General features: G+C 50.3%; 24 protein-coding genes. 22 read left to right on the forward strand and 2 right to left on the reverse strand.

Going from position 1 to position 26,505, the window contains the following annotated elements:
- Positions 1-9: 9 nt before the first annotated feature.
- The 5 genes from hflX to BLW29_RS26510 all read left to right on the forward strand — a co-directional run bounded on the left by hflX (position 10) and on the right by BLW29_RS26510 (position 5,186).
- Positions 10-1,302: a GTPase HflX gene (gene hflX / locus BLW29_RS26490; RefSeq protein ID WP_090985342.1), complete on the forward strand. Its 1,293-nt coding sequence runs from the start codon at positions 10-12 to the stop codon at positions 1,300-1,302.
- 42 nt (positions 1,303-1,344) lie between these two features.
- Complete coding sequence (locus BLW29_RS26495) at positions 1,345-2,631, forward strand: methionine gamma-lyase family protein (RefSeq protein WP_256208938.1); 1,287 nt, start codon at positions 1,345-1,347, stop codon at positions 2,629-2,631.
- 61 nt (positions 2,632-2,692) lie between these two features.
- Positions 2,693-3,103 (forward strand): MerR family transcriptional regulator, encoded by a 411-nt coding sequence (locus BLW29_RS26500; RefSeq protein ID WP_090985346.1) that lies wholly within the window; start codon positions 2,693-2,695, stop codon positions 3,101-3,103.
- Between the two features lie 33 nt (positions 3,104-3,136).
- Positions 3,137-4,465, forward strand: a complete 1,329-nt coding sequence (gene glnA, locus BLW29_RS26505; RefSeq protein WP_090985348.1) for a type I glutamate--ammonia ligase — start codon at positions 3,137-3,139, stop codon at positions 4,463-4,465.
- Positions 4,466-4,601: 136 nt separating this feature from the next.
- Positions 4,602-5,186, forward strand: a complete 585-nt coding sequence (locus BLW29_RS26510; RefSeq protein WP_090985350.1) for a hypothetical protein — start codon at positions 4,602-4,604, stop codon at positions 5,184-5,186.
- A 106-nt stretch (positions 5,187-5,292) separates the two neighbouring features.
- Here BLW29_RS26510 and lexA read toward each other — a convergent pair whose 3' ends face one another.
- A complete protein-coding gene (gene lexA / locus BLW29_RS26515) occupies positions 5,293-5,913 on the reverse strand; it encodes a transcriptional repressor LexA (protein ID WP_090985351.1) in 621 nt (206 codons plus the stop codon).
- Positions 5,914-6,172: 259 nt separating this feature from the next.
- Here lexA and BLW29_RS26520 point away from each other — a divergent pair, with 259 nt between their 5' ends.
- From BLW29_RS26520 to BLW29_RS26540, 5 genes are all read left to right on the forward strand, one after another.
- On the forward strand, positions 6,173-6,487 hold the full coding sequence (locus BLW29_RS26520; RefSeq protein WP_177186835.1) for a LysM peptidoglycan-binding domain-containing protein: 315 nt from the start codon (positions 6,173-6,175) through the stop codon (positions 6,485-6,487).
- A gap of 281 nt (positions 6,488-6,768) precedes the next feature.
- Positions 6,769-6,966, forward strand: a complete 198-nt coding sequence (locus BLW29_RS26525; protein WP_090985355.1) for a DUF896 domain-containing protein — start codon at positions 6,769-6,771, stop codon at positions 6,964-6,966.
- Positions 6,967-6,996: 30 nt separating this feature from the next.
- Positions 6,997-7,983 carry an aldo/keto reductase gene (locus BLW29_RS26530; protein ID WP_090985357.1) on the forward strand — a complete coding sequence of 329 codons (987 nt, stop codon included), beginning with the start codon at positions 6,997-6,999 and terminating at the stop codon, positions 7,981-7,983.
- 51 nt (positions 7,984-8,034) lie between these two features.
- Positions 8,035-8,553, forward strand: a complete 519-nt coding sequence (locus BLW29_RS26535) for a hypothetical protein (RefSeq protein WP_090985359.1) — start codon at positions 8,035-8,037, stop codon at positions 8,551-8,553.
- Between the two features lie 26 nt (positions 8,554-8,579).
- Positions 8,580-9,365, forward strand: a complete 786-nt coding sequence (locus tag BLW29_RS26540) for an HAD family hydrolase (protein ID WP_090985361.1) — start codon at positions 8,580-8,582, stop codon at positions 9,363-9,365.
- Between the two features lie 91 nt (positions 9,366-9,456).
- Here the strand turns inward: BLW29_RS26540 and BLW29_RS26545 are convergent, their stop codons facing one another.
- Positions 9,457-9,993, reverse strand: coding sequence for a 1,2-dihydroxy-3-keto-5-methylthiopentene dioxygenase (locus tag BLW29_RS26545; RefSeq protein ID WP_090985363.1), 537 nt, complete (start codon positions 9,991-9,993; stop codon positions 9,457-9,459).
- A gap of 208 nt (positions 9,994-10,201) precedes the next feature.
- On the opposite strand from BLW29_RS26545, the gene metH reads away from it, so the two are divergent.
- The 12 genes from metH (at position 10,202) to BLW29_RS26605 (ending at position 26,457) form a co-directional block, all read left to right on the forward strand.
- Positions 10,202-13,624 (forward strand): methionine synthase, encoded by a 3,423-nt coding sequence (gene metH / locus BLW29_RS26550; protein WP_371264798.1) that lies wholly within the window; start codon positions 10,202-10,204, stop codon positions 13,622-13,624.
- A gap of 96 nt (positions 13,625-13,720) precedes the next feature.
- Positions 13,721-14,647 carry a ribonuclease Z gene (rnz, locus tag BLW29_RS26555; RefSeq protein WP_090985367.1) on the forward strand — a complete coding sequence of 309 codons (927 nt, stop codon included), beginning with the start codon at positions 13,721-13,723 and terminating at the stop codon, positions 14,645-14,647.
- 159 nt (positions 14,648-14,806) lie between these two features.
- Positions 14,807-17,053: a DEAD/DEAH box helicase gene (locus BLW29_RS26560; RefSeq protein WP_090985499.1), complete on the forward strand. Its 2,247-nt coding sequence runs from the start codon at positions 14,807-14,809 to the stop codon at positions 17,051-17,053.
- Positions 17,050-18,432 (forward strand): ribonuclease H-like domain-containing protein, encoded by a 1,383-nt coding sequence (locus tag BLW29_RS26565; RefSeq protein ID WP_090985368.1) that lies wholly within the window; start codon positions 17,050-17,052, stop codon positions 18,430-18,432. Before BLW29_RS26560 ends, BLW29_RS26565 begins: the two co-directional genes overlap by 4 nt.
- A gap of 15 nt (positions 18,433-18,447) precedes the next feature.
- A complete protein-coding gene (locus BLW29_RS26570; RefSeq protein WP_090985369.1) occupies positions 18,448-19,269 on the forward strand; it encodes a TIGR01457 family HAD-type hydrolase in 822 nt (273 codons plus the stop codon).
- 15 nt (positions 19,270-19,284) lie between these two features.
- Positions 19,285-20,112, forward strand: a complete 828-nt coding sequence (locus BLW29_RS26575; protein WP_090985371.1) for an Fpg/Nei family DNA glycosylase — start codon at positions 19,285-19,287, stop codon at positions 20,110-20,112.
- A gap of 6 nt (positions 20,113-20,118) precedes the next feature.
- Complete coding sequence (locus tag BLW29_RS26580) at positions 20,119-20,961, forward strand: deoxyribonuclease IV (RefSeq protein WP_090985373.1); 843 nt, start codon at positions 20,119-20,121, stop codon at positions 20,959-20,961.
- A complete protein-coding gene (locus tag BLW29_RS26585) occupies positions 20,958-21,272 on the forward strand; it encodes a cyclic-phosphate processing receiver domain-containing protein (protein WP_090985375.1) in 315 nt (104 codons plus the stop codon). Before BLW29_RS26580 ends, BLW29_RS26585 begins: the two co-directional genes overlap by 4 nt.
- 45 nt (positions 21,273-21,317) lie before the next feature.
- Entirely contained in the window at positions 21,318-22,097 is a 780-nt protein-coding gene (locus BLW29_RS26590) for an ABC transporter ATP-binding protein (RefSeq protein WP_090985501.1), read from the forward strand.
- Positions 22,097-23,113, forward strand: coding sequence for an SAM-dependent methyltransferase (locus tag BLW29_RS26595; RefSeq protein ID WP_256208955.1), 1,017 nt, complete (start codon positions 22,097-22,099; stop codon positions 23,111-23,113). Before BLW29_RS26590 ends, BLW29_RS26595 begins: the two co-directional genes overlap by 1 nt.
- An 89-nt stretch (positions 23,114-23,202) precedes the next feature.
- The gene (locus BLW29_RS26600) at positions 23,203-24,843 is read left to right on the forward strand and encodes a serine/threonine protein kinase (protein ID WP_090985379.1); all 1,641 of its coding nucleotides are present in this window, start codon (positions 23,203-23,205) and stop codon (positions 24,841-24,843) included.
- Positions 24,844-24,897: 54 nt separating this feature from the next.
- Entirely contained in the window at positions 24,898-26,457 is a 1,560-nt protein-coding gene (locus tag BLW29_RS26605) for an ABC-F family ATP-binding cassette domain-containing protein (protein WP_090985380.1), read from the forward strand.
- The last annotated feature ends 48 nt before the right edge of the window (positions 26,458-26,505 follow it).

Consider the following 26,505-nt stretch of genomic DNA (forward strand, 5'->3'; position numbering starts at 1 on the left):
AATCAACCTATGCGGCAATCTACCTATGATACCGATACGGATTTACAGGACCGAGCGATACTCGTCAGCTTGGTGACACCGAATATTAAACGGGGCTCTAGCGACCCCGAGCTTTCTCTGCAGGAGCTTGTGAGCTTGGCCGAAACAGCAGGCGTGGAAGTCCTCTCGTCGATGACACAGAACAAAGAGAAAGTCGATACAAAGTGGTTTATCGGCAAAGGTAAAGTCGAGGAACTAAGGGCGATGTCGGAGGAGCTGGGTGCAACAACAGCCATCTTCGATCAGGAGCTGTCCGGCGCACAGGTTCGTAACCTGGAGGAAGCACTGGATCTGAAAATCATCGACCGGACGCAGCTGATCCTGGATATCTTCGCTCAGCGAGCGAAGACGCGCGAAGGGATCATTCAAGTTGAGCTCGCGCAGCTCAGCTATTTGCTTCCGCGACTGTCCGGCCACGGCAAGAATCTGTCGCGGCTTGGCGGCGGTATCGGGACGCGAGGTCCCGGTGAATCCAAGCTTGAGACCGATCGCCGTCATATCCGGGATCGGATTACGGATCTGAAGAACGTGCTGGATGAGGTCGTGAAGCACCGCACGCTTCACCGCGAGCGCAGACGGAAGTCAGGCGTGCAGCAGGTTGCTTTGGTCGGCTATACGAATGCAGGCAAATCAACGCTATTGCGAGAATTGACGCAAGCTGATGTATATGTCGAGAATCAATTATTCGCTACGCTGGATCCTACATCCCGTAACTTAGAGCTTCCGAGCGGCAAAGAAGTGGTGTTGACAGATACGGTAGGATTTATTCAGAATCTTCCGCATGACTTGGTTGCGGCGTTCCGGGCAACACTGGAAGAGGTATGCGAAGCGGATTTGGTGCTTCATGTCATTGACAGTGCATCTGAGATGCGCGAGGAGCAAATCTCCGTCGTGAACAACATCATGCGTGACTTAGGCGCTGACGGCAAACCGACGATTATGGTTTATAACAAGATCGATATGTGCCTTGGTGACGATCATCAGTTCATTCGTGCAGGCGGACAAGATACGCTCGTCATGAGCGCATTCAATAAAGATGATTTGCAGCGACTGGTGCAGACGGTTCAAGATAAGCTCAGCGGCGATACGCGTGTGTTCAAACTGCCGGCCGATCGGGGCGATCTGATCGCGTTAGCTTACCGCACAGGCGACGTCATTGAGCAAGCTGTCGATGGGGACATTATTAAGCTGACGGTAGAACTGAACAAGCAAGATTTTGAAGTGCACGGCCACCGTCTTGCCGCTTATGCGGAGCAAGTATAACAACTCGATAAAGATGAGATATATGAGGAGAGTCAGAGGAAAGTGAAACAGCAAGAGAGTGAAAATTGGTTAGAGTTAACAAAGTGGGCGGAGGCTGCAGAGATGCAGGCCGCCCCTGTTTTTCGTTCTATCGATGGAATCAGTGAGCGCAATCAGTGGAAGGTTATCGATGCTTTCCAGAAGCACCGCGTCAGCGATTATCATTTTAACGGGTCGACGGGGTATGGCTATAACGATCGTGGACGCGAAGTACTGGACCTTGTATATGCGGACGTTATGGGGGCGGAGGCGGCGCTTGTCAGGCCGCATTTCGTATCGGGTACCCATACGATCAGCTGCGCCTTGTTTGGACTTCTTCGTCCGGGGGACGAACTGTTATACATAACGGGGAAACCGTATGATACGCTGCATAAAGTCATTGGTAAGCTCGGTGACGGGAAAGGTTCGTTGCAGGATTTCGGCATCGGCTACGGGGAAGTCGCCCCATTAGGGGATGGTTCGATTGACTGGGAGACCGTCGCGGCGCGCCTGACAGAGCGGACGAAAGTGATTGGCATTCAGCGCTCGCGCGGATATGACTGGCGTGCTTCTTATACTGTTGCAGAAATCGGTGAAATGGTTAAGAAGGTGAAGGCGCTGAAGCCGGATGTGTACGTCTTCGTAGACAACTGTTACGGCGAGTTTACCGAGGAACTGGAACCGACAGAGGTTGGCGTCGATCTAATGGCGGGTTCGTTGATCAAGAACCCCGGCGGCGGTATTGCCCCGACCGGCGGATACGTGGCCGGCACGAAGAAAGCCGTAGAGCTGACGGCGTACAGACTGACAGCTCCGGGAATCGGCGGAGAGGTCGGGGCCACGCTCGGGACGCTTCGTGCGATGTACCAAGGCTTGTTCTTGGCGCCTCATTTGGTCGGACAAGCGCTCAAGGGCAGCGTCTTCGGCGCGGCCATGTTCGAAATGCTCGGCTTCGAGAGCAATCCGCGTTACGATGCGCCGCGCACGGACTTGATCCAAGCGATTCGCTTCGATCGAGCGGAACAGTTGATTGCCTTCGTACAAGGTGTGCAGAAAGCATCGGCGGTTGATGCTCATGTGGTGCCGGAACCGTGGGATATGCCCGGGTACGAGCATCCCGTGATTATGGCTGCGGGAACCTTCATGCAGGGGGGCAGTTTAGAGTTGTCAGCCGATGCTCCGATCCGGGAACCGTTCATCGCTTATATGCAAGGCGGACTTACTTACGCTCATGTCAAATACGGTGTTCTGAATGCTTTAACGGTACTTGCTGAACGCGAGTTGGTTGTAATTAAACCTTACACGACTTGACACGTTTTTGGCAGAGCGGTACAATGGTAGCATATATCAGAAACTGGAAGGTTGATGCGACATGGGTGACGAAATACGCAGAAATATGGCGCTTTTTCCGATCGGCATCGTCATGAAGTTGACCGACTTGACCGCGAGGCAAATCCGTTACTACGAGCAGCATGAACTTATCGTTCCCGCTCGTACGTCTGGGAACCAGCGGCTGTTCTCGTTCAACGATGTGGAGAGGCTGCTAGAGATTAAATCGTTAATCGAGAAGGGCGTTAACATTGCGGGTATTAAGCAAGTAATGAACCCTGTATCCAAGGAATCCGAAGACGCGACCGTCGTCAGCGAGCTGTCGGAAGTGAAGCGTCGCGAGCTCTCCGATGCTCAATTGCATCGATTGCTCAAGCAGCAGCTGCTAGAGAAGAGACCTGGCAAAGCATCTATGATTCAAGGCCAGCTGTCCCGTTTCTATAACAAAAAGTAAGCCAAACCAATTAGCCTTTAAGGAGATGATTCTGTGAGCTACAACAAAGATGACATCAGACGTATTTGCAAAGAACAGAATGTCCGGTTTATTCGACTTCAGTTCACCGATTTGCTCGGAACGATCAAGAACGTCGAAATTCCGGTAAGTCAGCTGGAAAAGGCACTCGATAACAAAATGATGTTCGACGGCTCGTCCATCGAAGGTTATGTGCGGATTGAAGAGTCCGACATGTACCTCTATCCGGACCTGGATACATGGGTTGTATTCCCGTGGGTTGCAGAAGATCGTATTGCCCGTCTGATCTGTGATGTATATATGCCTGACGGTACACCTTTTGCCGGCGATCCGCGCGGCATTCTGAAACGCGTTCTGAAAGAAGCGGAAGAGCTTGGCTTTACTGCGATGAACGTAGGACCAGAACCGGAATTTTTCTTATTCAAAACAGATGAGAAGGGCAATCCAACTACAGAGCTTAACGACCAAGGCGGATACTTCGACCTTGCGCCGATGGATCTGGGTGAAAACTGCCGCCGTGAAATCGTATTGACGCTGGAAGAAATGGGCTTTGAAATCGAAGCTTCTCACCATGAGGTGGCGCCGGGTCAGCACGAAATCGACTTCAAATATGCGGATGCGATCAAAGCAGCCGATCAAATCCAAACGTTCAAGCTGGTTGTCAAAACAATCGCTCGCCAGCACGGACTGCATGCTTCGTTTATGCCGAAGCCGCTCTTCGGTGTGAATGGCTCTGGGATGCACTGTCACCAATCGTTGTTCAAGGGCAATGTGAACGCGTTCTACGATGAGAGCGACAAGCTGGGTCTTAGCCAAACGGCTCGTTATTACATGGCCGGTGTGCTGAACCATGCACGTGCTTTCTCAGCGATTACGAACCCTACCGTAAATTCGTACAAGCGTCTGGTTCCGGGCTATGAGGCTCCTTGCTACGTGGCTTGGTCCGCAAGCAACCGCAGTCCGATGATTCGTATCCCGGCTTCGCGCGGTCTTAGCACACGCATCGAAGTTCGCAGTCCGGATCCAGCAGCTAATCCGTACCTAGCGCTTGCGGTTATGCTTAAAGCAGGTCTTGACGGTATCCGTAACAAGACTCCGCTGCCGGCTCCGACTGACCGTAACATCTACGTGATGACGGACGAAGAGCGTATCGAAGAGGGCATCCCTACCTTGCCGGATGACCTGAAAGAAGCGTTAACGGAACTGCTTCGCAGCGAAGTTGTTTGTGAAGCGCTTGGCGATCACGCGCTTGCCCATTTCTATGAGCTTAAAGAAATTGAGTGGGACATGTACCGTACGCAAATCCACGAGTGGGAACGCGATCAGTACTTGACGCTCTACTAGAACCGAAGAAACCCTTGATGCGATATGGTATCAAGGGTTTTTTTGCGTCTTCGAGTGATCGTGCTTCCGCACTTGTACCTCTGCTTCCGCATACGATGCCACAATAGCCATTCGATCCATGAAGGAGGCAGCGTGTGTGAAGAGTAAAGCGGCGACAAGAGCAGAGAAACCGTTCCGACTTACCGGAGCGATATTATCTCATGTAGCAGCAACGATGGTGCCATTCTTAAGGAAGATCGTACTGAACTATTCCTATGCCTTGAAATGGTCCAAGGCTGTTCGCGGAGCGGATTTAGATGTCTTATCCGCTCTATTTAAGTCGGTTGTGCCTTCAGCTAAGTTAAATGGGTTCTCTACGAATGCCATAGGCTACTTCTTTGATTTTGAGTTTCCTGAACCGATCCTTCTATATTCCGTCGGAACGACGATCCCCCCCGGAACGACCCAATTCACATTCTCAACTCCGATACATCGAGCTATTGCAAGAGCAATACTGCCTTTCTATAAAATGCTTCGATCCTCTTCGACTTACGCAGCTGCCGTTGCTGCTGCCGTGAACAACAATAATCGAACAAGATTGGCAGCCTTGATTCGACAAAAAGTAACAGCATATGCGCTGAAATCGATAACGATTGATTTCTCAGGCATAGCCTTAAGCTTCAAATACAAGAGCAGTAAATACACCTATCGTCATTTGCTATTCCGCGAAATCGTAGGTTAGCTGACATAATGGAGGCACATCGGCGGCGTTGCGTGGCGGATGACAGGAAAAGAGGCATTTCCTAACGCTGCAGCAGCGAGTAGAAATGCCTCTAATGATGTGTAGGCTAATGGATGTCGCGGAAAAGTCCGATGACTTTGCCGAGAATGGAGACGTTACGCAGACGGATCGGTTCCATGGTGGAATTCTCCGGTTGCAGACGGATATGATCCTTCTCTTTATAGAAGGTCTTAACCGTTGCTTCGTCTTCTTCTGTCATCGCAACGACGATATCGCCGTTGGAAGCGGTTTGCTGTTGGCGGACAATGACGTAATCGCCGTTATGAATGCCTGCTTCGATCATACTTTCACCGACAACGTTAAGGATGAATACGTTGTGGTCGCCAACCTTATCAGCCGGAAGGGGGAAGTAATCCTCAATGTTCTCAGTTGCAGTTATCGGTACACCGGCAGTTACCTTACCTACTACAGGAACCTTTGCAATGGAGAGCGGGAATGGAATCTCGTTGTCTTCGCCGTCCAAGATCTCAATTGCGCGAGGTTTGGTTGGGTCACGGCGAATAAGGCCTTTCTTCTCCAGGCGATCAAGATGGCCATGGACAGTTGAGCTGGAAGCGAGTCCGACCGCTTCACCGATCTCGCGAACGGAAGGCGGATAACCTTTCTCGCGAACTTCCGTCTTAATGAATTCTAGTATCGCCTGTTGGCGGTTTGAAAGTTTCGACACCGGAATCACTCCAAAGTTTCATTTGTGTCAAATTATAACACAGAACCGGAGTTCGTACAAACATAAGTTCGAGAAACACAAGTTCGCATATTTTCGCGAACAAATGTTCCAAAAATGCTTGACCACAAACAAATGTTCGTGTTATTCTAGGTTTAACAAATAGAACAAACGTTTGGGGTGCTGGAGAATGATGACAACGATGTCCACTTACTCTTCTACTTATAAAGGTGAAGCTCGCAATACAAGGAATACTCGCGCTGTGAAGCGTAGTTGGCAAGAGAGAAGAACAGAACGCCTGTTAATGAGACTAGCCGCAGCAACTCTGTTCTTCGTATTGCTCTTCACAGGATTGTCACTGATGACAAGCCAAGCGAACAGTGAACACCCGGCGGCACCATCTGCTTCGGAACAGATTGTAGTTGTAGGTTCCGGCGACACACTATGGAACATCGCTAGCAGTATTCGTAAGGAAGGCGAAGATATACGTCACGTTGTGTTTAACTTGAAACAACGGAACAACCTAACTTCCAGCTCGCTGCAAGCTGGACAATCCTTGATTATACCCGCTGAATAACTGGGCTGATCGAAACAGCTTCTATAAGAAAGAATACATACTTGCAAGAATGATCTATCATAGTCTACGTTCAGAGGTCTGAGTCTTTGTTGCTCAGGCTTTTTTCATTTCTTACGGCATAATGTAATAATAAGGTACTTCCGAGATGAGGTTGAAAGAGGATGGCCAAGACAAGCGTTAACGAGCCTCAGAGAGGGCCATTTCGCCTTGACAATGGGCAATTAAAAATGTCAAAGTAAAGAATGACATGTTGGCCGAATCAGGGAAGGAGCATATTCGAAATGGAAAAGATTATCGCCCGTATTAATGAACTATCCAGAAAGAACAAAACCGTAGGGTTGTCACCGGAGGAACTGGTCGAACGCGACGAGCTTCGTCGTCTATACCTTGAGAATTTCAAGAAAAACTTCCGGAACCAGCTCGATACCATTAAATATGTAGAAGATGAAGAGAACGGGGAAGACACGATCAAGCATTAGCAGCAGTCTATTTGAAGGAGGACATGTAGCATGCAATATCGTTTACTAGGCCGAAGCGGTTTAGCCGTATCGGAGCTTTGTTTAGGTACAATGACGTTCGGTAATACGACAAGCGAGACGGATTCGATAGAGATGATGAATCGTTTCTTCGAGAAAGGCGGCAATTTCCTTGATACTGCGAACGTGTATGTATCCGGCCGCTCTGAAGAGATCGTAGGCAAAGCGATCAAAGATCGACGTTCAGAAGTTGTGCTCGCAACGAAAGTGAGATTCGCAACCGCGAATCACCCTAACGGCGTCGGTGTTTCCAGAAAGCATATTATGGATGCCGTTGAAGCAAGCTTGAAGAGACTGGATACCGACTATATCGATCTCTATCAAGTGCATGTGTGGGATCACGCAACACCGATTGAAGAGACGCTTCGCGCACTGGATGATCTGGTTACGTCAGGTAAAGTTCGTTATATCGGCTGTTCCAATTTCTTCGCCTGGCAGCTTATGAAGTCGTTGTCCACCAGCGATTGGAATCGTTATGTTCGATTCATCTCCATTCAACCGCAATACAGCCTAGTCAGTCGTGAAATGGACCGCGAAATGTTATCCTTATGTTTGGAGGAGAATGTAGGCGTTATCCCTTGGGCACCTCTAGGCGGCGGATTTCTGACGGGCAGATATACGCAAGAAGAGCCTGTAAGTGGAAGATTAACGTCCAAGCAAGGCGAGAGTTCCTGGGCACTTCGTGCTAACGCGGGGAATTTTGCCGTGCTTGAGGCTGTGCTAAGCGCAGCCAAGGAACTAGATCGTACACCTGCACAAGTTGCGCTATCCTGGCTGCTGCAACGCAAAGGGATTACATCTCCGATCTTTGGTGCAAGCACATTGGAGCAGTTTGAAGATAATATGGGTGCGATCGGTTGGATGATGCCGGATTCCGTATGGAACAAGCTTGATGAAGTAAGCGCGTTGCCAAGCGAATATCCGAACCGATTTATTGCGAAATTCGCCAGACCGATCTAACTTAGAGCAAGTCGATTACAGCGTGTTGAAGATTATGAAGGAGGAACACCCTTGTCAAGATCGTGGGAACGTAAAGTACAGAAGAATCAAGCAGAAATCAACAAACAACGCAAGAAGCATGGAAAGGCGCCGCTCATGGCTGCCAAATCAAGTGGAGAGAAGCTCGACACGTTCAGAGGAAGAAGTTATTTGATGCCGGCATTCCTGATGCTGTTCATCCTTTTCTATGTAATCGTGACTGTTACATCGGATACATACAAGCAGACTGGCAATATGTTCTGGCTGACTGTAGGTTGCTATGTCATCCTGGCATTGCTATTCACGCTGCGCCGTCCGTATCTATCGGTAGGCAGCGACTATATTCGCTCTCGCCGGTTCACAGGTGATCGCTCAATCAATGTAAACAACATTAAAGCCATCTCCTCGCAGAAAGGCTACATCGTTGTTGAGCAGCATAAAGGCGGCAACTGGGTGTTCTCGCGCGTCATCAACCGATTCCCAACGGATCAAATGTCGGAACGCCTGCGGACGTTCTCCGCGCAGCATGGTATTTCGTTTACTGAAAAATAATTCGGAAGTGGAGTGCAGACACGATTATGGCTAAACAAGCAGTCTTATTTGATCTCGACGATACGCTACTATGGGATGACCGAAGCGTACAGGAAGCATTCGATGCGACCTGTCTAACCGCTGCAGCACAAACCGGGGTGGATGCCAAAGCGCTGGAAAACGCGGTACGCCGTGAAGCTCGGGCACTCTATGAATCCTATGAAACGTTCCCATTCACCAAAATGATCGGAATCAATCCGTTTGAGGGGCTATGGGCGAACTTTCTGGAAGGGGAACAAGAAGAGTTCCGCCAGCTCCAGCAGCTCGCTCCGGCCTACCGCCGCGAGGCTTGGACACGTGGCCTGAAGGCGCTCGGCGTGGATAACGCAGAGCTCGGAGCTCAGCTCGCGGAACAGTTCCCGGCTGAACGTCGCAGCCGCCCCTATGTATATGAAGAGACGTTTGCAATCTTGGATCAGCTCAAAGGCAAGTACAAGCTCCTGCTGCTGACGAACGGATCGCCTGATCTGCAGCGCGAGAAGCTGGCCGGCGTTCCGGCGATCGTGCCTTATTTTGATCATATTATTATTTCGGGTGAATTTGGCCAAGGGAAACCTGCTGCTGCCATCTTCCATCATGCATTAGAGCGTTTAGGCGTTCAGCCGGAGCACGGCATTATGGTGGGGGATAAGCTGACGACGGATATTCTGGGCGCCAATACAATTGGCATGACATCCGTTTGGATTAATCGTCATGGCATGACGCGTTCCGATGAAATTATTCCTTCGCATGAAATCAAGCATTTGGAAGAATTGCTGCCTCTACTACTGTAATCAGGATGCAAGCAGCACTTATAGAGGAACAAAGAAGAAGACCCGTCCGAGGACGGGTCTTCTTCTATTGCTTTCACCTAGAATCCGATTATTAGGCGAAAGAAGGATCTTCAATATTCTGAGCGACCCAGCCGTCCTTCTCGATGAAGAGGCGAACAGCGATGATTTCGCGGTTGTCCATCAGCGTGAAGAAGTGTGCTTTGTTCTCCGGAACAGAGATGACATCGCCGGCTTCCAGCTCAACGTCGAAATATCCGGTTTCCTCGTCACCTTTAATGATGAAGATGCCGCGACCGGACACGATTCCGCGAATTTCATCTTCGGTATGGATGTGGATTTGCTCAAACTTCTTCAGCAATTCTTCGATATTCGGAGTTGCGTCTGACAGAGAGATAACATCCCAAATTTTGTAGCCGCGACGTGCCGCAAGGTCCTTGATTTCATCGTCGTATGTGCTAAGGATCGTTTGCTTCTCTTCATCATTCAATACAAATTTGTTATGAAGTTCAGTTGGAAGCTTGCTTGCATCCCAGTGCTCATAAAGTACTTCTTGCTTCTCTAGAAAGGCGCGGACGTTCTCTTCGCCGGAGATGCGCTCATCCGTGCTGCGAATTCGAATTTCTGCCATTGTATAATCCCTCTTTTCACAAAAATCGTAATTCCGATCAGAATAATTATAGAACAAAACGAATGACCTGAAAAGGTTCTTTGCACGCGGGGTGAATTCTGGTAGAGTATAGGGAAATGATTTTTGCTGAATCGACCACGCCTTGGCTAGCGTAAAGGCAGTGAGTTGGATTATCGGAAGGGAAGTGCATCTTTTGACGAAACCGACAATGAAGGATATGCTCGCACAACGAATTCTCATCCTCGACGGGGCTATGGGTACGATGATTCAACAGGCGGATCTGGGGCCGGAGGATTTTGGCGGCGAGGAACTGGACGGCTGTAATGAAATGCTCGTATTGACACGTCCCGATGTTATTCAAGGCATCCATGAAGATTATTTAGCTGCTGGTGCAGACATTCTAGAAACCAATACGTTCGGCGCGACGAGCGTCGTTCTCGCTGAATATGATATTCCGGAGAAAGCAAGGGAGATCAATCTTGCTGCGGCATCGCTTGCGCGTGCTGCTGCAGATAAATACTCCACGCCGGACAAGCCGCGTTATGTAGCCGGTGCACTAGGACCTACTACGAAGACGCTGTCGGTAACAGGCGGAGTTACGTTTGATCAGCTGGTCGAGAGCTATTACGAGCAAGCCATCGCATTAATCGAAGGCGGCGTCGACGCCATGCTTCTGGAAACCTCTCAAGATACCTTGAACGTAAAAGCCGGCACAATCGGCATTCATAAAGCTTTCGAAGAAACAGGTATTACGCTTCCGCTCATGATTTCCGGTACAATCGAGCCGATGGGCACGACATTAGCCGGACAAAATATCGAGTCTTTCTATATCTCGCTTGAGCATATGAATCCCATCTCGATTGGGCTTAACTGCGCGACGGGACCGGAGTTTATGCGTGACCATATCCGTTCGCTCTCGGCAATCTCGCATGCAGCAGTCAGCTGTTATCCGAATGCCGGCTTGCCGGATGAGAATGGGAATTATCACGAATCGCCGGAATCGCTGGCGAGGAAAATCGCTGATTTTGCCGAGCATGGCTGGATTAATATCGCTGGCGGCTGCTGCGGAACAACGCCGGATCATATCCGCGCAATGGCTGAAACCTTGGCAAATTACGCACCGCGTACGAAGCCAGGGGAGCATCCGCCGGCGGTTTCCGGTATCGAGACGGTTTATATTGAAGAAGATAACCGTCCAATAATGATCGGTGAGCGTACGAATATTTCCGGCTCACGTAAATTTAAACGCCTTATTAAAGAAGAGAAGTATGATGAAGCGTCCGAAATTGCCCGCGCTCAAGTAAAGGGCGGCGCGCATGTTATTGATATCAACTTGCAGGATACGGATATTGATGAAGCGCATGCCGTTCATAATTTCCTGCCTGAAGTTGTAAAGAAGATTAAAGTACCGCTCATGCTCGATTCCACCTATGATCATATCATTGAGCTCGGCTTGAAGTATTCCCAAGGGAAAGCGATCATCAACTCCATTAACCTGGAGGATGGCGAATCCAAGTTCGAGAAAATTCTCCCGCTCATACATCGCTATGGGGCAGCGGTTGTTTGTATTCTGATCGATGAGCGTGGACAAGCCGTATCGCGCGAAGCGAAGATGGAAGTGGCAACTCGTTCCTATGAGCTGCTTACCGAGAAGTATGGCATGAATCCGGAAGATATTATTTTTGACCCGAACATGTTCCCTGTTGGATCCGGCGATCCGCAGTACATCGGTTCTGCAGTGGAGACCATTGAAGGCATTAAGATGATTAAAGCGAAGTATCCGAAGGCGAAGACGATTCTCGGCTTAAGTAACATCTCGTTCGGTTTGCCGGATGCGGGCCGTGAAGTGCTCAACTCGGTTTATCTGTATCACACGACGAAGGCCGGACTTGATTACGCAATCGTGAATACGGAGAAACTGGAGCGGTATGCATCCATTCCGGAAGAAGAGCGCCGTCTTGCTGAAGAATTGATTTATAATACGAACGATGAGACGTTGGCAGCGTTCGTTGCAGCTTTCCGTGAGAAGAAAGTCGTGAAGAAAGAGAAGATTTCCACGTTGTCACTGGAGGAGCGTCTTGCTTCTTATGTTGTCGAAGGTACGAAGGAAGGACTTTATCCGGATCTTGATGAAGCGTTGAAGAAGTATGCACCGCTTGAAATCATCAATGGCGCGTTAATGAGAGGGATGGAGGAAGTCGGTCGCTTGTTCAACGGAAATGAGCTGATCGTAGCCGAGGTGCTGCAGAGCGCCGAAGTCATGAAAGCTTCCGTTACGTATCTGGAGCCGTTCATGGAAAAGAATGAATCAGCCGTTAAAGGTAAAATCATTCTGGCAACCGTTAAAGGTGACGTCCATGATATCGGTAAAAACTTGGTGGAAATCATCTTATCCAACAATGGCTACAAAATTATTAACCTAGGCATTAAAGTGCCGCCTGAACAAATTATCGAAGCCTATCGCAAAGAGCCGGTTGATGCAATTGGTCTCTCGGGTCTGCTCGTGAAATCGGCGCAGCAAATGATCTTGACCGCGCAGGATTTGCGCAGTGCAGGCATTGACGCTCCGATTCTGGTCGGAGGTGCGGCGCTCACTCGTAAATTTACGAAGCATCGGATTGGACCGGAGTATGACGGCTTAGTGCTGTATGCGAAGGATGCTATGGATGGTCTGGACATTGCTAATAAGCTCATGGACAAAGAACACCGACTCGTCTATGAGGAAGAAATGGCTGCGCTGAAAGCTTCCGGCTACTTGGAAGAAGTAGAGAAGAAGCCTCTGCCTGAGCTGACACGCGCCGTGAAGTCGAATGTGTCCAAGGATGCGCCGGTTTATATTCCGCCGGATACGGAGCGACATGTTCTTCGCAACGTACCGATTCCGCATGTCGTGCCTTATGTGAACATGCAGATGCTGCTTGGTCACCATCTCGGTCTGAAGGGCAACGTGGACACATTGCTTGCCGAAGGCAATGAGAAAGCCGTGAATTTGAAGGAAACGGTTGATGGACTGCTTGCCGATGCTGCCAAAGGATTACTGAAGGCTAACGGCATGTATCGCTTCTTCCCGGCACAATCGTGGGGCAACGATATTATTATCTATGATCCGAGTCAACCCGGTGTCGAGATCAAACGTTTCACGTTCCCGCGCCAGCAAGTTGAGCCGTATCTCTGCTTGGCGGATTTCTTGAAATCGGTGGAGAGCGGCGTGATGGATTACGTCGGCTTCCTCGTTGTAACAGCAGGTGAAGGCGTAAGAGAGAAAGCAACTGAACTGAAAGACAACGGAGACTATTTGCGCTCCCATGCCTTGCAGTCCGTTGCACTTGAAGTTGCGGAAGCAATGGCCGAACGCGTCCATCATTTGATGCGCGATACTTGGGGTTTCCCGGATCACCCTGAGATGACGATGAAACAGCGCCATGGCGCTCGTTATCAAGGTATTCGGGTTTCGTTCGGTTATCCGGCTTGTCCGAATCTGGAAGACCAACAGCCGCTATTCGAGCTGATGAATCCGGAGGATATCGGCGTTCAATTGACGGAAGGTTTCATGATGGAGCCGGAAGCATCCGTATCCGCGATGGTATTCGCCCATCCGGAAGCGCAGTATTTCAACGTAGAGAAAGCGTAACGGATAGCATAGGTACCCTCCAAACTTGCAGTGTTAAGCTGCAGCTTTGGAGGGTATTGTTATAGATAGCAGATAGCGATTGGAGGGGGCATGCACATGCAGCTCACGTTTCTCGGTACAAGCGCAGGAAGGCCAACGAAAACTCGCAATGTGACTTCCATTGCATTCTGTCTTCCTGAACCGTATTGCGGGTTCTGGCTGTTCGATACCGGCGAAGGCACGCAGCATCGGCTGCTGCACGGCGGATTGAAGCTGAATAAATTGGAACGAATCTTTATCACCCATTTGCATGGCGATCATCTCTATGGATTGCCTGGCTTACTAAGCAGTCGGACCTATTTTGAAGGGGCAGGTAAGCTTCAAATCTATGGTCCAGCCGGGTTGCGAGAATATTTGAACGTGATCTTCCAACATAGCGGGGTCCATCTTGGTTATGAGCTCGAAGTAATAGAGGTCACTGCAGGAGTTGTAGCGGCGGATGATCGTTTCGTAGTTGAGGCAGCCGAGCTGGAGCATCGACTGCCATGCTTCGGTTACCGCATCACCGAGCGTCCGCAGCAAGGGCAGCTTCAGTTGGCGCGGCTTGCTGAGTTAGGCGTTCGTCCGGGACCGCTGTACGGCAAGCTCAAACGCGGTGAATCCATTACCTTAGAGGATGGTCGTACCGTTTCCTCGGCAGATGTCGTAGGTCCTCAGCTGCCCGGACGGATTGTCACCATTCTTGGAGATACAACGCCATGCGATAATGCGATTCGACTGGCCAAAGGTGCCGATCTGCTCGTGCATGAAGCGACCTTCGCAGGCGGAATGGAGGAGAAAGCGGCTGCTTACGGCCATTCCACGATTCGGCAAGCTGCAGAAATTGCGGCTGCAGCAGGGGTCAAGCGGCTGGTGGTCACGCATTTCAGCTCGCGATTCGACGATGAAGCCGTAGCGGAGCTGGTCGCGGATGCCCGGACGATCTTCCCGCATACTGACGCGGCGTACGATTATGCAGAATTCCAAGTGAAGCGTTCCACATAGTGCCCGCCCTTGGCGACTAGGTGTTCGCCCAGAAGCCGTCCGATCGCAGGCTGCGAGAGGGCGGCTTCTATTGTTTGTTAAAAATAGGGCTTTTTATATTTTAACCCGAGCGGTTATAATGAGGGGAACAGTCGTTCTATCACGGGGGTTATCATGATGCTGCGCAAGAAGAATTTATCTGATCTCATACAGGAATTACGAACAAACGAGAATGTTATCAACTGGCACGAAGTTGAACCGATAGAAGCTAGAACCAAACCCATGCCCGAAAGTGTGGATGGACGCATCAAAGGAGCATTAGCCAGAAGAGGAATCGAAGACCTGTACAGTCATCAGTACACCGCCTACGAAACCATTCGCAAAGGCGAGAATATGGTCGCAGTAACCCCGACAGCATCGGGGAAGACACTTTGCTATAATCTCCCCGTTTTGCAATCCATCGCCGAGGACGATGCAAGCCGCGCGTTATATTTGTTCCCTACCAAAGCGCTGGCGCAGGATCAGAAGAGTGAATTGAACGAGATCATCGCCGAAATGGGAATCGACATCAAAAGTTTTACCTATGACGGAGACACTTCTCCTGAAATTCGGCAAATTGTTAAGAACGTCGGTCATATTGTCATTACGAATCCGGATATGCTTCATTCCGCTATTCTTCCGCATCATACGAAATGGATCAGCTTATTTAGCAATCTCAAATATATCGTTATCGATGAATTGCATACTTATCGAGGCGTCTTCGGCAGTCATGTATCCAATGTCATTCGCCGGTTGCGGCGAATCTGTAAGTTTTATGGCAGTGACCCGCTCTTCATCTGTACGTCGGCGACGATTGCGAACCCGAAGGAGCTGGCTGAACAGCTTACAGGTCAACCCATGCGATTGGTTGACGATAACGGCGCCCCGAGGGGAAGAAAACATTTTGTGTTCTATAATCCTCCTATCATCAATAAGCCTTTAAATCTTCGCAAAAGTGCAACCGTAGAGGTTAACCAATTAGCTAAACAATTTCTGGCCAATAAAGTCCAGACAATCGTGTTTGCGCGCAGCCGAGTCCGAGTAGAACTCATTCTGAGTCATTTACAGGAACTAGTGAAGAACGAACTAGGCGGCAAATCCATTCGAGGCTATCGCGGAGGCTACTTGCCCAATCAGCGCCGTGAAATTGAACGAGGGTTAAGAAATGGTGAAATCGTTGGCGTCGTGAGCACGAATGCGCTTGAGCTTGGCGTGGATATCGGGCAGCTGCAGGTATGCATTATGTCAGGCTATCCCGGAAGCGTCGCAAGCACTTGGCAGCAGGCAGGTCGGGCGGGCAGACGTCACGGCGAGGCTTTGGTCGTGATGGTAGCCAGCAATACGCCAATTGACCAATATATCGTGCAGAATCCGGATTACTTCTTTGAGCGATCCCCGGAATCGGCACGCATTAACCCGGAGAATCTATTGATTCTGGTTGACCATTTGCGATGCGCGGCCTATGAACTTCCACTCAAATTGGGAGAAGAATTCGGCCCGCTGGAAATTTCAGATATCCTGGAATATTTAGTTGAAGAAAGAGTCCTTACCCAAGCCGGAGGGGCATTCTACTGGGCGAATCAGTCTTTCCCTGCCCATGAAGTGAGCTTGCGCTCCGCAGCGCAAGAAAATGTAGTCATTATCGACCAATCCGAACGAGGAAATGTTAAAATCATTGGCGAGATGGACCGATTCAGCGCGATGACCCTCTTGCATGATGAAGCGATTTATTTGCATGAAGGCGTTCAGTTCCAAGTTGAGAAGCTGGATTGGGAGCATAAGAAGGCCTATGTACGGGAAGTCGACGTAGAGTATTATACGGACGCTAATCTGGCGGTTAAATTAAAGGTATTATCGATCGATTTATCGAAGAGAAGACAGATGTCATCCATTCATTACGGCGACGCTGCCGTGAATGTCATGGCTACGATGTACAAAAAAATCCGTTTATCGAGTTTCGAGAATATCGGTTACGGCCCAATCAAGCTTCCGGAAGAAGAATTGCATACGAGCGCGACCTGGGTAGAAATCAACGAGGTTGACCCTTCGATCGAAACCAAAACGCTGGAACAGCTGCTCATGGGCATATCCAATGTCATTCGCCATATCGTGCCGGTTCATGTCATGTGCGATCGAAGCGATATCCATGTCGTTTCACAGATCAGGGCTGAACATTCGCAGCTGCCGACCATATTCATCTATGACCATTACCCCGGCGGGATAGGGTTAGCGGAAGACGTATATAAACGATTCGATGATATCAAAGCAGCAGCGAAAAATCTCATTCAGAAATGCCCTTGCGAAGCAGGCTGTCCTTCCTGTATCGGCTCGGAAATCGTAGGCATGAATGCGAAGAACAAATCGCTGTTCATCTTGGAGGGATTATGAGCGGGTTAAGGGATCGACTGCTGCGATTGAAGAACGCGCAAGTTGCTCAAGAGGAACGACTAGCCGGCATGGTTACTTCGGTAGAGACGTCTATTCATGCTGAAGGTGAAGAAGGAGCGGTCATACACGGCGATGAGCAAGCTCATGCTGCAGCTGTAGGTTCTGTTTTATCGAAAGCCTCTGATGATGACACGTTATCTTCGGAGTGGGAAGAGCTCGGTGTGCGCATCGTGCAATCGACGGAAGGCGCATTTCTTGTACGGGAAAGCCGTTATCCGCTGACGCATAAGCACGGTATACATGAGCTGATCGAGCTCTCCGAAGCTCAGATCAATCTCGATGCTTTTCGCAAACCCGATTCCGTCGATCTCGGCTATACGAATCTGTTGTTTCTTGATTTAGAAACCACCGGACTCGGAGTCGGCGCGGGCAATGTCCCTTTCATGGTAGGGCTTGCTTATTTGCAGGATGATGTGTTCATTGTCGAGCAAATGCTTATCCGTCATCCGGCGGAGGAACGGGCGATGATCGGATATCTGTGTAACCTGCTGCCTAGCTTTACTCACTTAGTAACCTACAATGGTCGGACTTTCGATTGGCCTGTCTTATTCAATCGGTTTATACTAAACGGCTTCCGCGATTTCAAATGGGAGCCGATCCATATCGATTTACTGCATCCTTCCCGGGCTGTCTGGCGGAACACGCTGGTATCTTGTCGGTTAAGCCATGTGGAGGAAGAACGCCTTGGCATTACCAGACATGACGATGTACCGGGTTCACTCGCACCGGCTATCTATTTTCAATATTTAGCCGACAGAAAACCTGAGCCGCTGCTGGGCGTATTTCAACACAATGAAATCGATATGCTCTCTCTGGCTGCGCTCGCAATCCGGTTCGGCCACTTGCTTGGCGGAAGAATTGGGACAGGTACGGTTCAGATGCCGGAGGAAGCGGAGGAACTGCTGCGTACGGGGCTGTGGCTGGAGAAAATGGGGAAATCAGTCCTGGCTGAACCGCTGTATGCAGCTGCAGCCGAGCATCCTCGTCCAACGATCAAAGGCTTGTGTTTACTGGCGGAACGAGACAAGAAATGTGGAAATTGGCAGCGTGCTGTGGTATTGTGGCAGAAGGCTATAGATGAAGCAGCGCATGCTGCTTGGCCGGATTATGAAGCTCATATTGAGCTTGCGATGTATTATGAGCACAAGACGAAGCAATTGGCTGAAGCGCTTGAGTTAGCTGAAACTGCATTTGCAATCGCACAGCGGCGTCTTACAGGTGTGCGGCTGAAGGGGAATCGGCGAACGGAGCTCGATGTGCTGCGTAAACGGATTGACCGTTTACGCCTGAAGATAAACCGAATATCAGAAGCAACGTAGAGGGAGTGGACATTCATGAGCGTCAATTCGCTGCGCGGTCTGCTCATTGATTTGGACGGAACGATGTATCATGGCGGCATTATGATTCCGGGAGCAGATGCGCTCATTGCGCAGCTGCGCCGGCTAGACATTCAATTCTTATTCGTAACGAACAATTCTTCCGCTACTCCGGAAGCTTTCGCCGGTCGGCTCAGCGCAATGGGAATCCAGACGAATCCATCTGAAGTATGTACTTCGGCGCAAGGTGCTGCGGCCTATATAGCGGAGCGTCAACCGGGTGCAAGAGTACATGTCATTGGCGAGCATGGACTACGAACAGCTCTGCAGGATGCCGGCCTACAATTGGTAGAAGATGAGCCGGATATCGTCGTGCAAGGCATTGATAAGCAGCTTACCTACGATAAAGTGGCCAAAGCGGTCACGTATATCCGCAGCGGGGCAACCTATATTTTGACGAATCCGGATTTGCTGGTGCCCGCTGAACATGGCTTAGTGCCGGGAGCGGGGTCGATTGGTGCGATGCTTCGGGCAGCTTCCGGTGTCGAACCTATCGTTATAGGAAAACCATCGGCGATCTTAATGGACTTTGCGCTGAACCGTCTGGGACTACAAGCCTCCGAGACATGGATGATCGGTGATAATCCTGCAACGGATATCGCAGCGGCGCAAGCCGTAGATTGTCCGTCGATCCTTGTTTTAACCGGGCTCGCAACTGGCGACAATTATAAAGAACTGCTTGCGGCAGCCGGCTGTGAACCAACGGTCATTATTGATAATTTACATACATTGCAGCAGTTTATAGGCGATCAGCTGGCAAGTGGGCAGCAGAGCCGTTAGGAAGGAAGAAGCACGATGCCGGAATGGCCGGAAATGGAACATTATCGCAAGATGCTGGCGGAGCGAATCTCCGGTCAGCCCATTATGAATGTGCAGGTTACGCGTCAGAAATCGATTAACGTTCCTGTTGAAACCTTCGAGCAGGAGCTGATCGGAAGAACCGTTTGGTTCGTGGAGCATCGCGGCAAAATGTTGATTCTACACCTGGATAACGGAAAGCGGCTGCTGCTGCATCTCATGCTGGGCGGTATGATTCGTTATGAAGCACGGGGCATGGATCCAGAGCAGCGAACGGATCGCACTGTGCAGGTTATGATCGGTTTCCCGCAAGGGGAGCTGTGCTTTATCGGATTGCGCCTCGGTTATATCCATCTGCTGACGGTGAAGGAAACCATCGCTCGTCTGGCCGATCTTGGACCGGAGCCGTTCGACAAATGGCTGACGCTGGAGAAATTCAAGGAGCGCTTCAAGGGACGCAGAGGATCGCTGAAGACAGCTCTTGTCGAGCAGAGGGTTATCGCAGGCATCGGCAATTGCTATGCAGACGAGATTGCTTTCGAAGCGAGAGTTCGCCCGGATGCGAAGCTATCTGCGCTGGAGCCGGAAACGTGGGAGCGTATTTATAACGCGATGCACAAGGTGCTGCAATCGGCATTAGCGCATGGCGGTTATATGGAGATGCCCTTCACGAATGAGGACACCGTTACCGGCGGTTATAACAACCATTGCCTGGTATACGACCGCGGCGGAGAACCTTGTTTAAACTGCGGCGGAACGATCGTGCAAGAAGAAATCAACTCCCGCAAGATGTTCTATTGCCCGGTTTGCCAGAAGGATAGGTAGTCGCGGATGCGGACCGGATTTCATGTTTCCACCAAAGGCGGTTACAGGGAAGCGTCAAGGCGAGCGGCAGCGCTTGGAGCTGTCGCTTATCAATATTTTCCGAAAAATCCGCGAAGTCTTTCCGTTAAAGACATCGATTACAGAGAAGCGAAGCAGTGTGCAGTCTTCTGTGAGGCGCACGGGATTGTTTCCATTGCACATTCCCCTTACCTGACGAATATTGCATCAGAAGATGCAGAGCATCGCGCGAGAACGGTGGAATCTCTACTGAATGATCTCGCTATTGCCGAAGCTTGCGGTTCCTTGGGGGTCGTGGTGCATTTTGGCGTCTATAAAGGGCCGGATCCACTTGAGGGCTACCGCAATGCAGTTGTTACGTTAAGTACGGTTACCTCTCAATGGGCCGGTAAAGCGAAGCTTCTCATAGAGAATCAAGCCGGTGATCATACTTTCATGGGGACTACGATGGAAGAGCTGGCTCAAATTCGCAGCTTGTGCGTAGACCCGCACAAGATCGGATTCTGCCTAGATACATGTCACCTCTTCGCCAGCGGCGTTTGGGATGGAAGCCCTGACGCTGCATGGATGGACAAAGCGCAAGAGCTCGGTGTGATTTCTGAGTTGATTGCCATTCATCTGAATGATTCCGTCTTTCCAAGCGGGGATAAGAAAGACCGTCATGCGAGAATCGGTGAGGGTTATATTGGCGAGGCCGGCTTGGCCTGGCTGCTGCGTCATCCGATGCTGAGGCAGGTGCCATTCGTGCTGGAAACGCCATCCGGGGAAGATGGTACGCACCGAGAACAGATGGAGCTGGTCCAGCGGTTAGGAGGGGAGAGCGGAACATGATTAACGTATATTTAGACGATTATCGGCCATGTCCGGAAGGGTTCGTTCTGGCGAAGACGGCTGCCGAATGCATCCTTCTGCTGCAGCATGAGGAAGTGGATATCCTCTCGCTCGACTTTGAGCTTGGCTGGGGGCAGCCGAGTGGGCTTGCCGTTGCAGAATATATCGTATCCAGTGGACGCTTTCCGCGCACCTGCTATTTTCATACGTCCAGTCTTGCAGGCAGAATGCAAATGGTCCACTTGTTAACCCAGCATGCACCGCTAAACATTCAAATCCATAATGGTCCGATGCCTGCGGCGAGCAGGTAGCGAATATCTACTTCATGTGAACTTCTGGGAGGGAAAACCGTGAACATGATTACAATGCAAGATATCACATTCCGCCGTGAAGAAAGACAAATCCTTGATGGCGTTAATCTTCAAATCAACAAAGGGGAACACTGGGTTATTCTGGGCCGCAACGGCTGTGGAAAAACAACATTGCTGGAGATGATGACCGGCTACCAGTTCCCTTCTTCCGGCACGGTTGACGTGCTCGGCAATCGTTTCGGAGAGTGCGATGTGCGGGAGATTCGCAAGCAAGTGGGTTATATCAGCCAGGCGGTTATGGAGAAACTGACGCTTCGAGATCCGGTTTGGGAAGTTATCGCGACCGGGGAGTACGCGTTTCTGCGTTTCTACCAGACCATCGATGAAGAAGTGCGTCAGAAAGCGCTTCGTCACTTAGATGAAGTGGGCTTGCTGTATACGGCCGATCAAACATTGGCAACGCTCTCTCAAGGCGAGCGGAAGAAGGTGCTTCTCGCGCGTGCGCTGATGTCCAATCCGAAGCTGCTTATTATGGACGAGCCCTGTGCAGGTTTAGATTTGTACGAGCGTGAGAAGCTGCTGATTGATTTGAACAGACTGGCTGAGCGTGACATTACCGTGGTGTACGTGACACATCATATGGAAGAAATCATACCGCTATTTACTCATGTGGCATTAGTGCAGGACGGACGCATCGTAGCTGCGGGTCCGAAGAAGGAAGTGCTTAGTCCGGAATGGCTAAGCCGTGCGTACGACTGGCCGGTTGAAGTAGAATGGGCCGATGACCGGCCATGGATTCGAGCATTATCAGGAGGCAAACAGTAGTGAGTCATTGGATTGGAACAGCTAATCATGGTTTTGCGTCGCTTGCAATGGAAGAGCTTCGTAGGCAAATAAACGGCATTAAATTTACGCAGCTTATCGCAGGCGAAGTATTCAAGATGGAGGTTCCGTTAAGCAAAGAAGAGATGCTTGATCTCATCCAGACGAATGAACCGATCTTCTTAAGACATATACAGCCGATTGACCGCGCATTGCCGATACATGGCAATGCCGATGATTTGCAGGCACTCTCGGAGCTGATGCGCAGCGCAAGAATACGCTGTGAGGAAGGGACAACGGCTATTCATCTGAGACGGATGGATGGAACGCCATTCATTTACTCTGCTGCCGATACAAAGGCCGTGTTAGATGCAGTGATTATGGAGTTAGGCGGAGAAACGACCATGCAGTCGCCGGATCAAATTTTCTCCATCTTCGCAGCATCCGAAGAGCTGTATGTAGGGTGGGGGACTCCAGCCGAGCAGTTGTCGGATTGGCCGGGCGGCGCAGTCCGGTTTCAGCGTGAGGAAGGTCAGATTTCGCGTGCGAAGTTCAAGCTGCTGGAGGCGGAACGGGCTTTCAAGGTCTACTTTGAAACGTTTCGTGAAGCGCTTGATATCGGCGCTGCGCCCGGCGGATGGACACATCTGCTGCTGGAGCGCGGTCTGCGCGTGACGGCGATCGACCCTGCAGAGCTGCATCCAACGTTGTCCGCATACCCGCGTCTAACGAAGATGAAGAAGAATGCGTCGGACGTTAACTTTCCGCCGAATACGTTCGACTTGCTCGTCTGTGATATGAGCTGGAGCCCGATGCAGATGGCTAAGCTTGTATTAGAGAAAACCGATGCGCTGACAGATGGAGCAACTGCGATCATCACGATTAAGCTGATGCATAAGAAGCCGCTGCAGACGATTCGAGACGTAATCGCGAAGCTGGAGACGGCATTTGAGCTGAAGAAAGCGAAGCAATTGTTCCACAATCGGGATGAAATTACGTTATACTTAGTGAAACGGTAGAAGATAAGATGTAGTCGGGAAAGCATCCCGAATGAGCAGACGATGTCTGTGCATTCGGGATGCTTTTTTGCATTTTGGGAGGGTAGCGGATGAGCACAGCTAATGAAAATCAGGATTTGCTTAAGGATGGCATTATGATTGGAGGTCGCTATCGCATTGTCGGATTAATTGGCAGAGGCGGTATGGGTGAGGTGTACGCGGCAGAGGATCTTCGATTGCATGGGAAGCTCCGTGCACTTAAGGTCGCTTCAATCCATAAGCTCGGAGGTGTAAAAGGGGCAGAAGAGGCGGAACTTCTGATGCGTTTGAACCATCCCCATTTGCCTTTAATCGTGGATTATTTTCCACGGGTCGAGGAGTTGGATTGTGAAGTTGTGGTCATGGATTACATCGATGGAAACACACTTCAAGCTTATCTGGCATCTCGCGGCGGCGATATTCGTTTCACTGATATTCTTGAAATCGGAAGTCAGCTGTGCGAGGCACTGCATTATCTGCACAGCCAGCATCCACCGATTATTCATCGAGACTTGAAGCCGACGAATGTGATGATCGATCGCGGCGGTTTTGTGCGGTTGATCGACTTTGGCATTGCCAGAGAATATAAGCGGGGTAAAGCACAGGATACGGTTATGCTGGGAACGCCGGGATTCGCAGCCCCAGAGCAGGAAGGAGAGTACCAGAGTGACGCGAGGACGGATGTATTTGGCTTAGGAGCCTTGCTATACTACATGCTTAGCGGAGGCAATCGCTACATAACAAAGGAGGGACCTGCTCCACGGCGGCTCCATACATTACCGCATGATTTGCCCATCAAGTTGACTGAAGTGATATACCGCATGCTCGATCCAAATCCGGTATGCAGATATAGCTCCATGATGGAAGCCAAGCATGCCCTTGAAGCTTGTTTGGGTAATGAGCCCGCCGCATCGCATCACATCAGTGGTCCAACGGTTCCTATTCCGTCAAATCGACGACGAACAATCATGGTAGCTTCGCTGTCACCAGGCGCAGGTGCGACCTTCACAACCATTACGCTGGCACATTTACTCGAGCAGCGAGGCATCTTATGTACAGCGATCGAACATCCGGTGGTTGAACCTGAATGGCATGCTTTATTGTACACGCCGGAAGTACAAAAGCGGCTTCAGTCGAAATCCCAGCAAGCGTGGCTTAGCAAATATCGATCCTTCCATTCACCATCTCAGCATACGAAATGGCATGCATTGGAGCCTGACAGCCGCTACGCTGCAGATGCGGAACCTACACTTAAATACCGGCTGCTATCAGAATCAACGAACTCTTCTGTCATTCTGACCGATATTTCCAGCAAATGGACCAACGCCTCTGAATTAACGCTGGAATTGACGCAAAGCGATGCATTGCTATTCGTTGTTGATCCGTCTCCATTCAAATGGACACCGCAGCGGTTGCAAGAGGCCGAACGTATTTGTTTCGAACGCTCGAAGGCTGGGCTTAGGACCTATTGGGTCGCAAACAAAGACATGACATTTCGCAATCGGAGTGAATGGTTGGCTGCTATTCCTGAGAAACCTGCTTGTTCCGTGCCGATGCTTCCGGCAGATCAGTTGGCCGAACTTCTATGGTCAGGCAAGTGGGCAACTTCCCACAAAAATTGGCTAAGCCTTCTGGAACGCGCCTTTCAGCCTATTTTGCAAGAAATAGTTCCGCTCTCTCGGCACATTCCATCACATCCTGTGATACAATGAGTTGCGAGCGTCGGAATTAAGGCGCTTAATTATGATTGGAAAGCGAGCTTGATCATGAGTTTATTGACGATAGAGGAATTATCCCATAGCTTCGGTGACCGCACTTTATTCAAAAATGTATCGTTTCGGCTGCTCGCCGGCGAACGTGTCGGACTAGTTGGCGCGAACGGTACGGGTAAGTCGACGATGATGAATATTTTGACAGGCAAATTATTAAAAGACGAGGGTAAAGTAGAATGGACCCCTCGCGTCAGATATGGCTATTTGGATCAGCATACGAAGCTTTTACCTGGCAAGACGATCCGTGATGTGCTGAAAGATGCGTTTCATCCTTTGCTGGAGCTGGAGCGGGAGCTCAATGAGATCGCCGGCCAAATGGCAGATGCCGATTCCGATCAGCTTGAAGTACTGCTCGTTCGTATGGGCGAAATTCAAGAGGAGCTTGAAATTGGAGACTTCTATCTGTTGGATGTGAAGGTCGACGAGATGGCGAACGGTCTCGGACTCAGTGCCATTGGTCTTGATCGTGATGTCGCATCGCTAAGCGGTGGACAGCGTACGAAGGTACTGCTGGCTAAGCTGCTGCTCGAGAAACCGATGGTACTGCTGCTCGATGAGCCGACGAACTACTTGGATGAAGAGCATATTACATGGTTGTCTCACTACTTGAAGAACTATCCCTATGCCTTTATTCTTATTTCGCATGATACGGGCTTTATGAACGAAGTCGTAAATGTCATTTATCATTTGGAGTTCACGAAGCTCACGCGTTATGCGGCGAATTACGAGAAGTTCTTAACAATGGCGGACATGAACAAAGCGCAGCATATCGATGCGTATGAGAAACAGAAGGAATATATCAAGAAGCAGGAAGAATTTATTCAGAAGAATAAAGCGCGTGCTTCGACCAGCGGCCGGGCGAAGAGCCGTGAGAAGCAGCTTGATAAGATTGACCGAATTGAGAAACCGGAGGAAGCTGCTAAGCCGACCTTCGTATTCAAAGAAGCGCGAGCAAGCGGCAAGACTGTCTTCGAGGCTACAGGGCTTACAATCGGATACGGAAAACCGCTGATTCCGCCAATGAATATGCTTGTGGAGCGGGGAGATAAGATTGCGATTGTCGGTAGTAACGGCGTAGGTAAATCGACCCTGCTGAAGACGATTCTAGGCAAAATCGATGCGCTTGACGGCACGATCTACCGCGGTGACTACCTATTCCCTGCTTATTTCGAGCAAGAGGTGAAAGCACCGAATTTAACGCCGCTGGATGATGTGTGGAACGAGTTCTCCAGCATGAATCAGCATGAAGTACGAGCGGCTCTGGCGCGCTGCGGCTTGAAGAACGAGCATATCACGCGCGCGCTGAACCAGCTGAGCGGCGGCGAACAGGCGAAGGTTCGTCTATGTAAGCTGCTTATGCGCGAGAGCAACTGGGTCGCGTTCGATGAGCCGACCAACCATCTGGATATCCATGCGAAAGCAGAACTAAAACGTGCGCTCGCGTCCTACAAAGGAACCATTATCCTGGTTTCCCACGAACCTGATTTCTACGAGGATTGGGTCACGAAGGTATGGGATGTTGAACAATGGGCGCTGCAGCATGCCATGAACTAGAAGCGTAGAGAGCAAGGCCGCCAAGCGTTAGGTTTGGCGGCTTTGCTG

Source organism: Paenibacillus sp. CF384 (assembly GCF_900106745.1).
GTDB lineage: Bacteria > Bacillota > Bacilli > Paenibacillales > Paenibacillaceae > Paenibacillus_Z.

Excerpts from the sequence above, each read along its gene's own strand:
- hflX (WP_090985342.1), top strand. The coding sequence starts at position 10 with ATGCGGCAATCTACCTATGATACCGATACGGATTTACAGGACCGAGCG.
- BLW29_RS26500 (WP_090985346.1), top strand. The coding sequence starts at position 2,693 with ATGGGTGACGAAATACGCAGAAATATGGCGCTTTTTCCGATCGGCATC.
- BLW29_RS26525 (WP_090985355.1), top strand. The coding sequence starts at position 6,769 with ATGGAAAAGATTATCGCCCGTATTAATGAACTATCCAGAAAGAACAAA.
- BLW29_RS26530 (WP_090985357.1), top strand. The coding sequence starts at position 6,997 with ATGCAATATCGTTTACTAGGCCGAAGCGGTTTAGCCGTATCGGAGCTT.
- BLW29_RS26540 (WP_090985361.1), top strand. The coding sequence starts at position 8,580 with ATGGCTAAACAAGCAGTCTTATTTGATCTCGACGATACGCTACTATGG.
- BLW29_RS26545 (WP_090985363.1), bottom strand. The coding sequence starts at position 9,993 with ATGGCAGAAATTCGAATTCGCAGCACGGATGAGCGCATCTCCGGCGAA.
- metH (WP_371264798.1), top strand. The coding sequence starts at position 10,202 with ATGAAGGATATGCTCGCACAACGAATTCTCATCCTCGACGGGGCTATG.
- rnz (WP_090985367.1), top strand. The coding sequence starts at position 13,721 with ATGCAGCTCACGTTTCTCGGTACAAGCGCAGGAAGGCCAACGAAAACT.
- BLW29_RS26565 (WP_090985368.1), top strand. The coding sequence starts at position 17,050 with ATGAGCGGGTTAAGGGATCGACTGCTGCGATTGAAGAACGCGCAAGTT.
- BLW29_RS26570 (WP_090985369.1), top strand. The coding sequence starts at position 18,448 with ATGAGCGTCAATTCGCTGCGCGGTCTGCTCATTGATTTGGACGGAACG.
- BLW29_RS26575 (WP_090985371.1), top strand. The coding sequence starts at position 19,285 with ATGCCGGAATGGCCGGAAATGGAACATTATCGCAAGATGCTGGCGGAG.
- BLW29_RS26580 (WP_090985373.1), top strand. The coding sequence starts at position 20,119 with ATGCGGACCGGATTTCATGTTTCCACCAAAGGCGGTTACAGGGAAGCG.
- BLW29_RS26585 (WP_090985375.1), top strand. The coding sequence starts at position 20,958 with ATGATTAACGTATATTTAGACGATTATCGGCCATGTCCGGAAGGGTTC.
- BLW29_RS26590 (WP_090985501.1), top strand. The coding sequence starts at position 21,318 with ATGATTACAATGCAAGATATCACATTCCGCCGTGAAGAAAGACAAATC.
- BLW29_RS26600 (WP_090985379.1), top strand. The coding sequence starts at position 23,203 with ATGAGCACAGCTAATGAAAATCAGGATTTGCTTAAGGATGGCATTATG.
- BLW29_RS26605 (WP_090985380.1), top strand. The coding sequence starts at position 24,898 with ATGAGTTTATTGACGATAGAGGAATTATCCCATAGCTTCGGTGACCGC.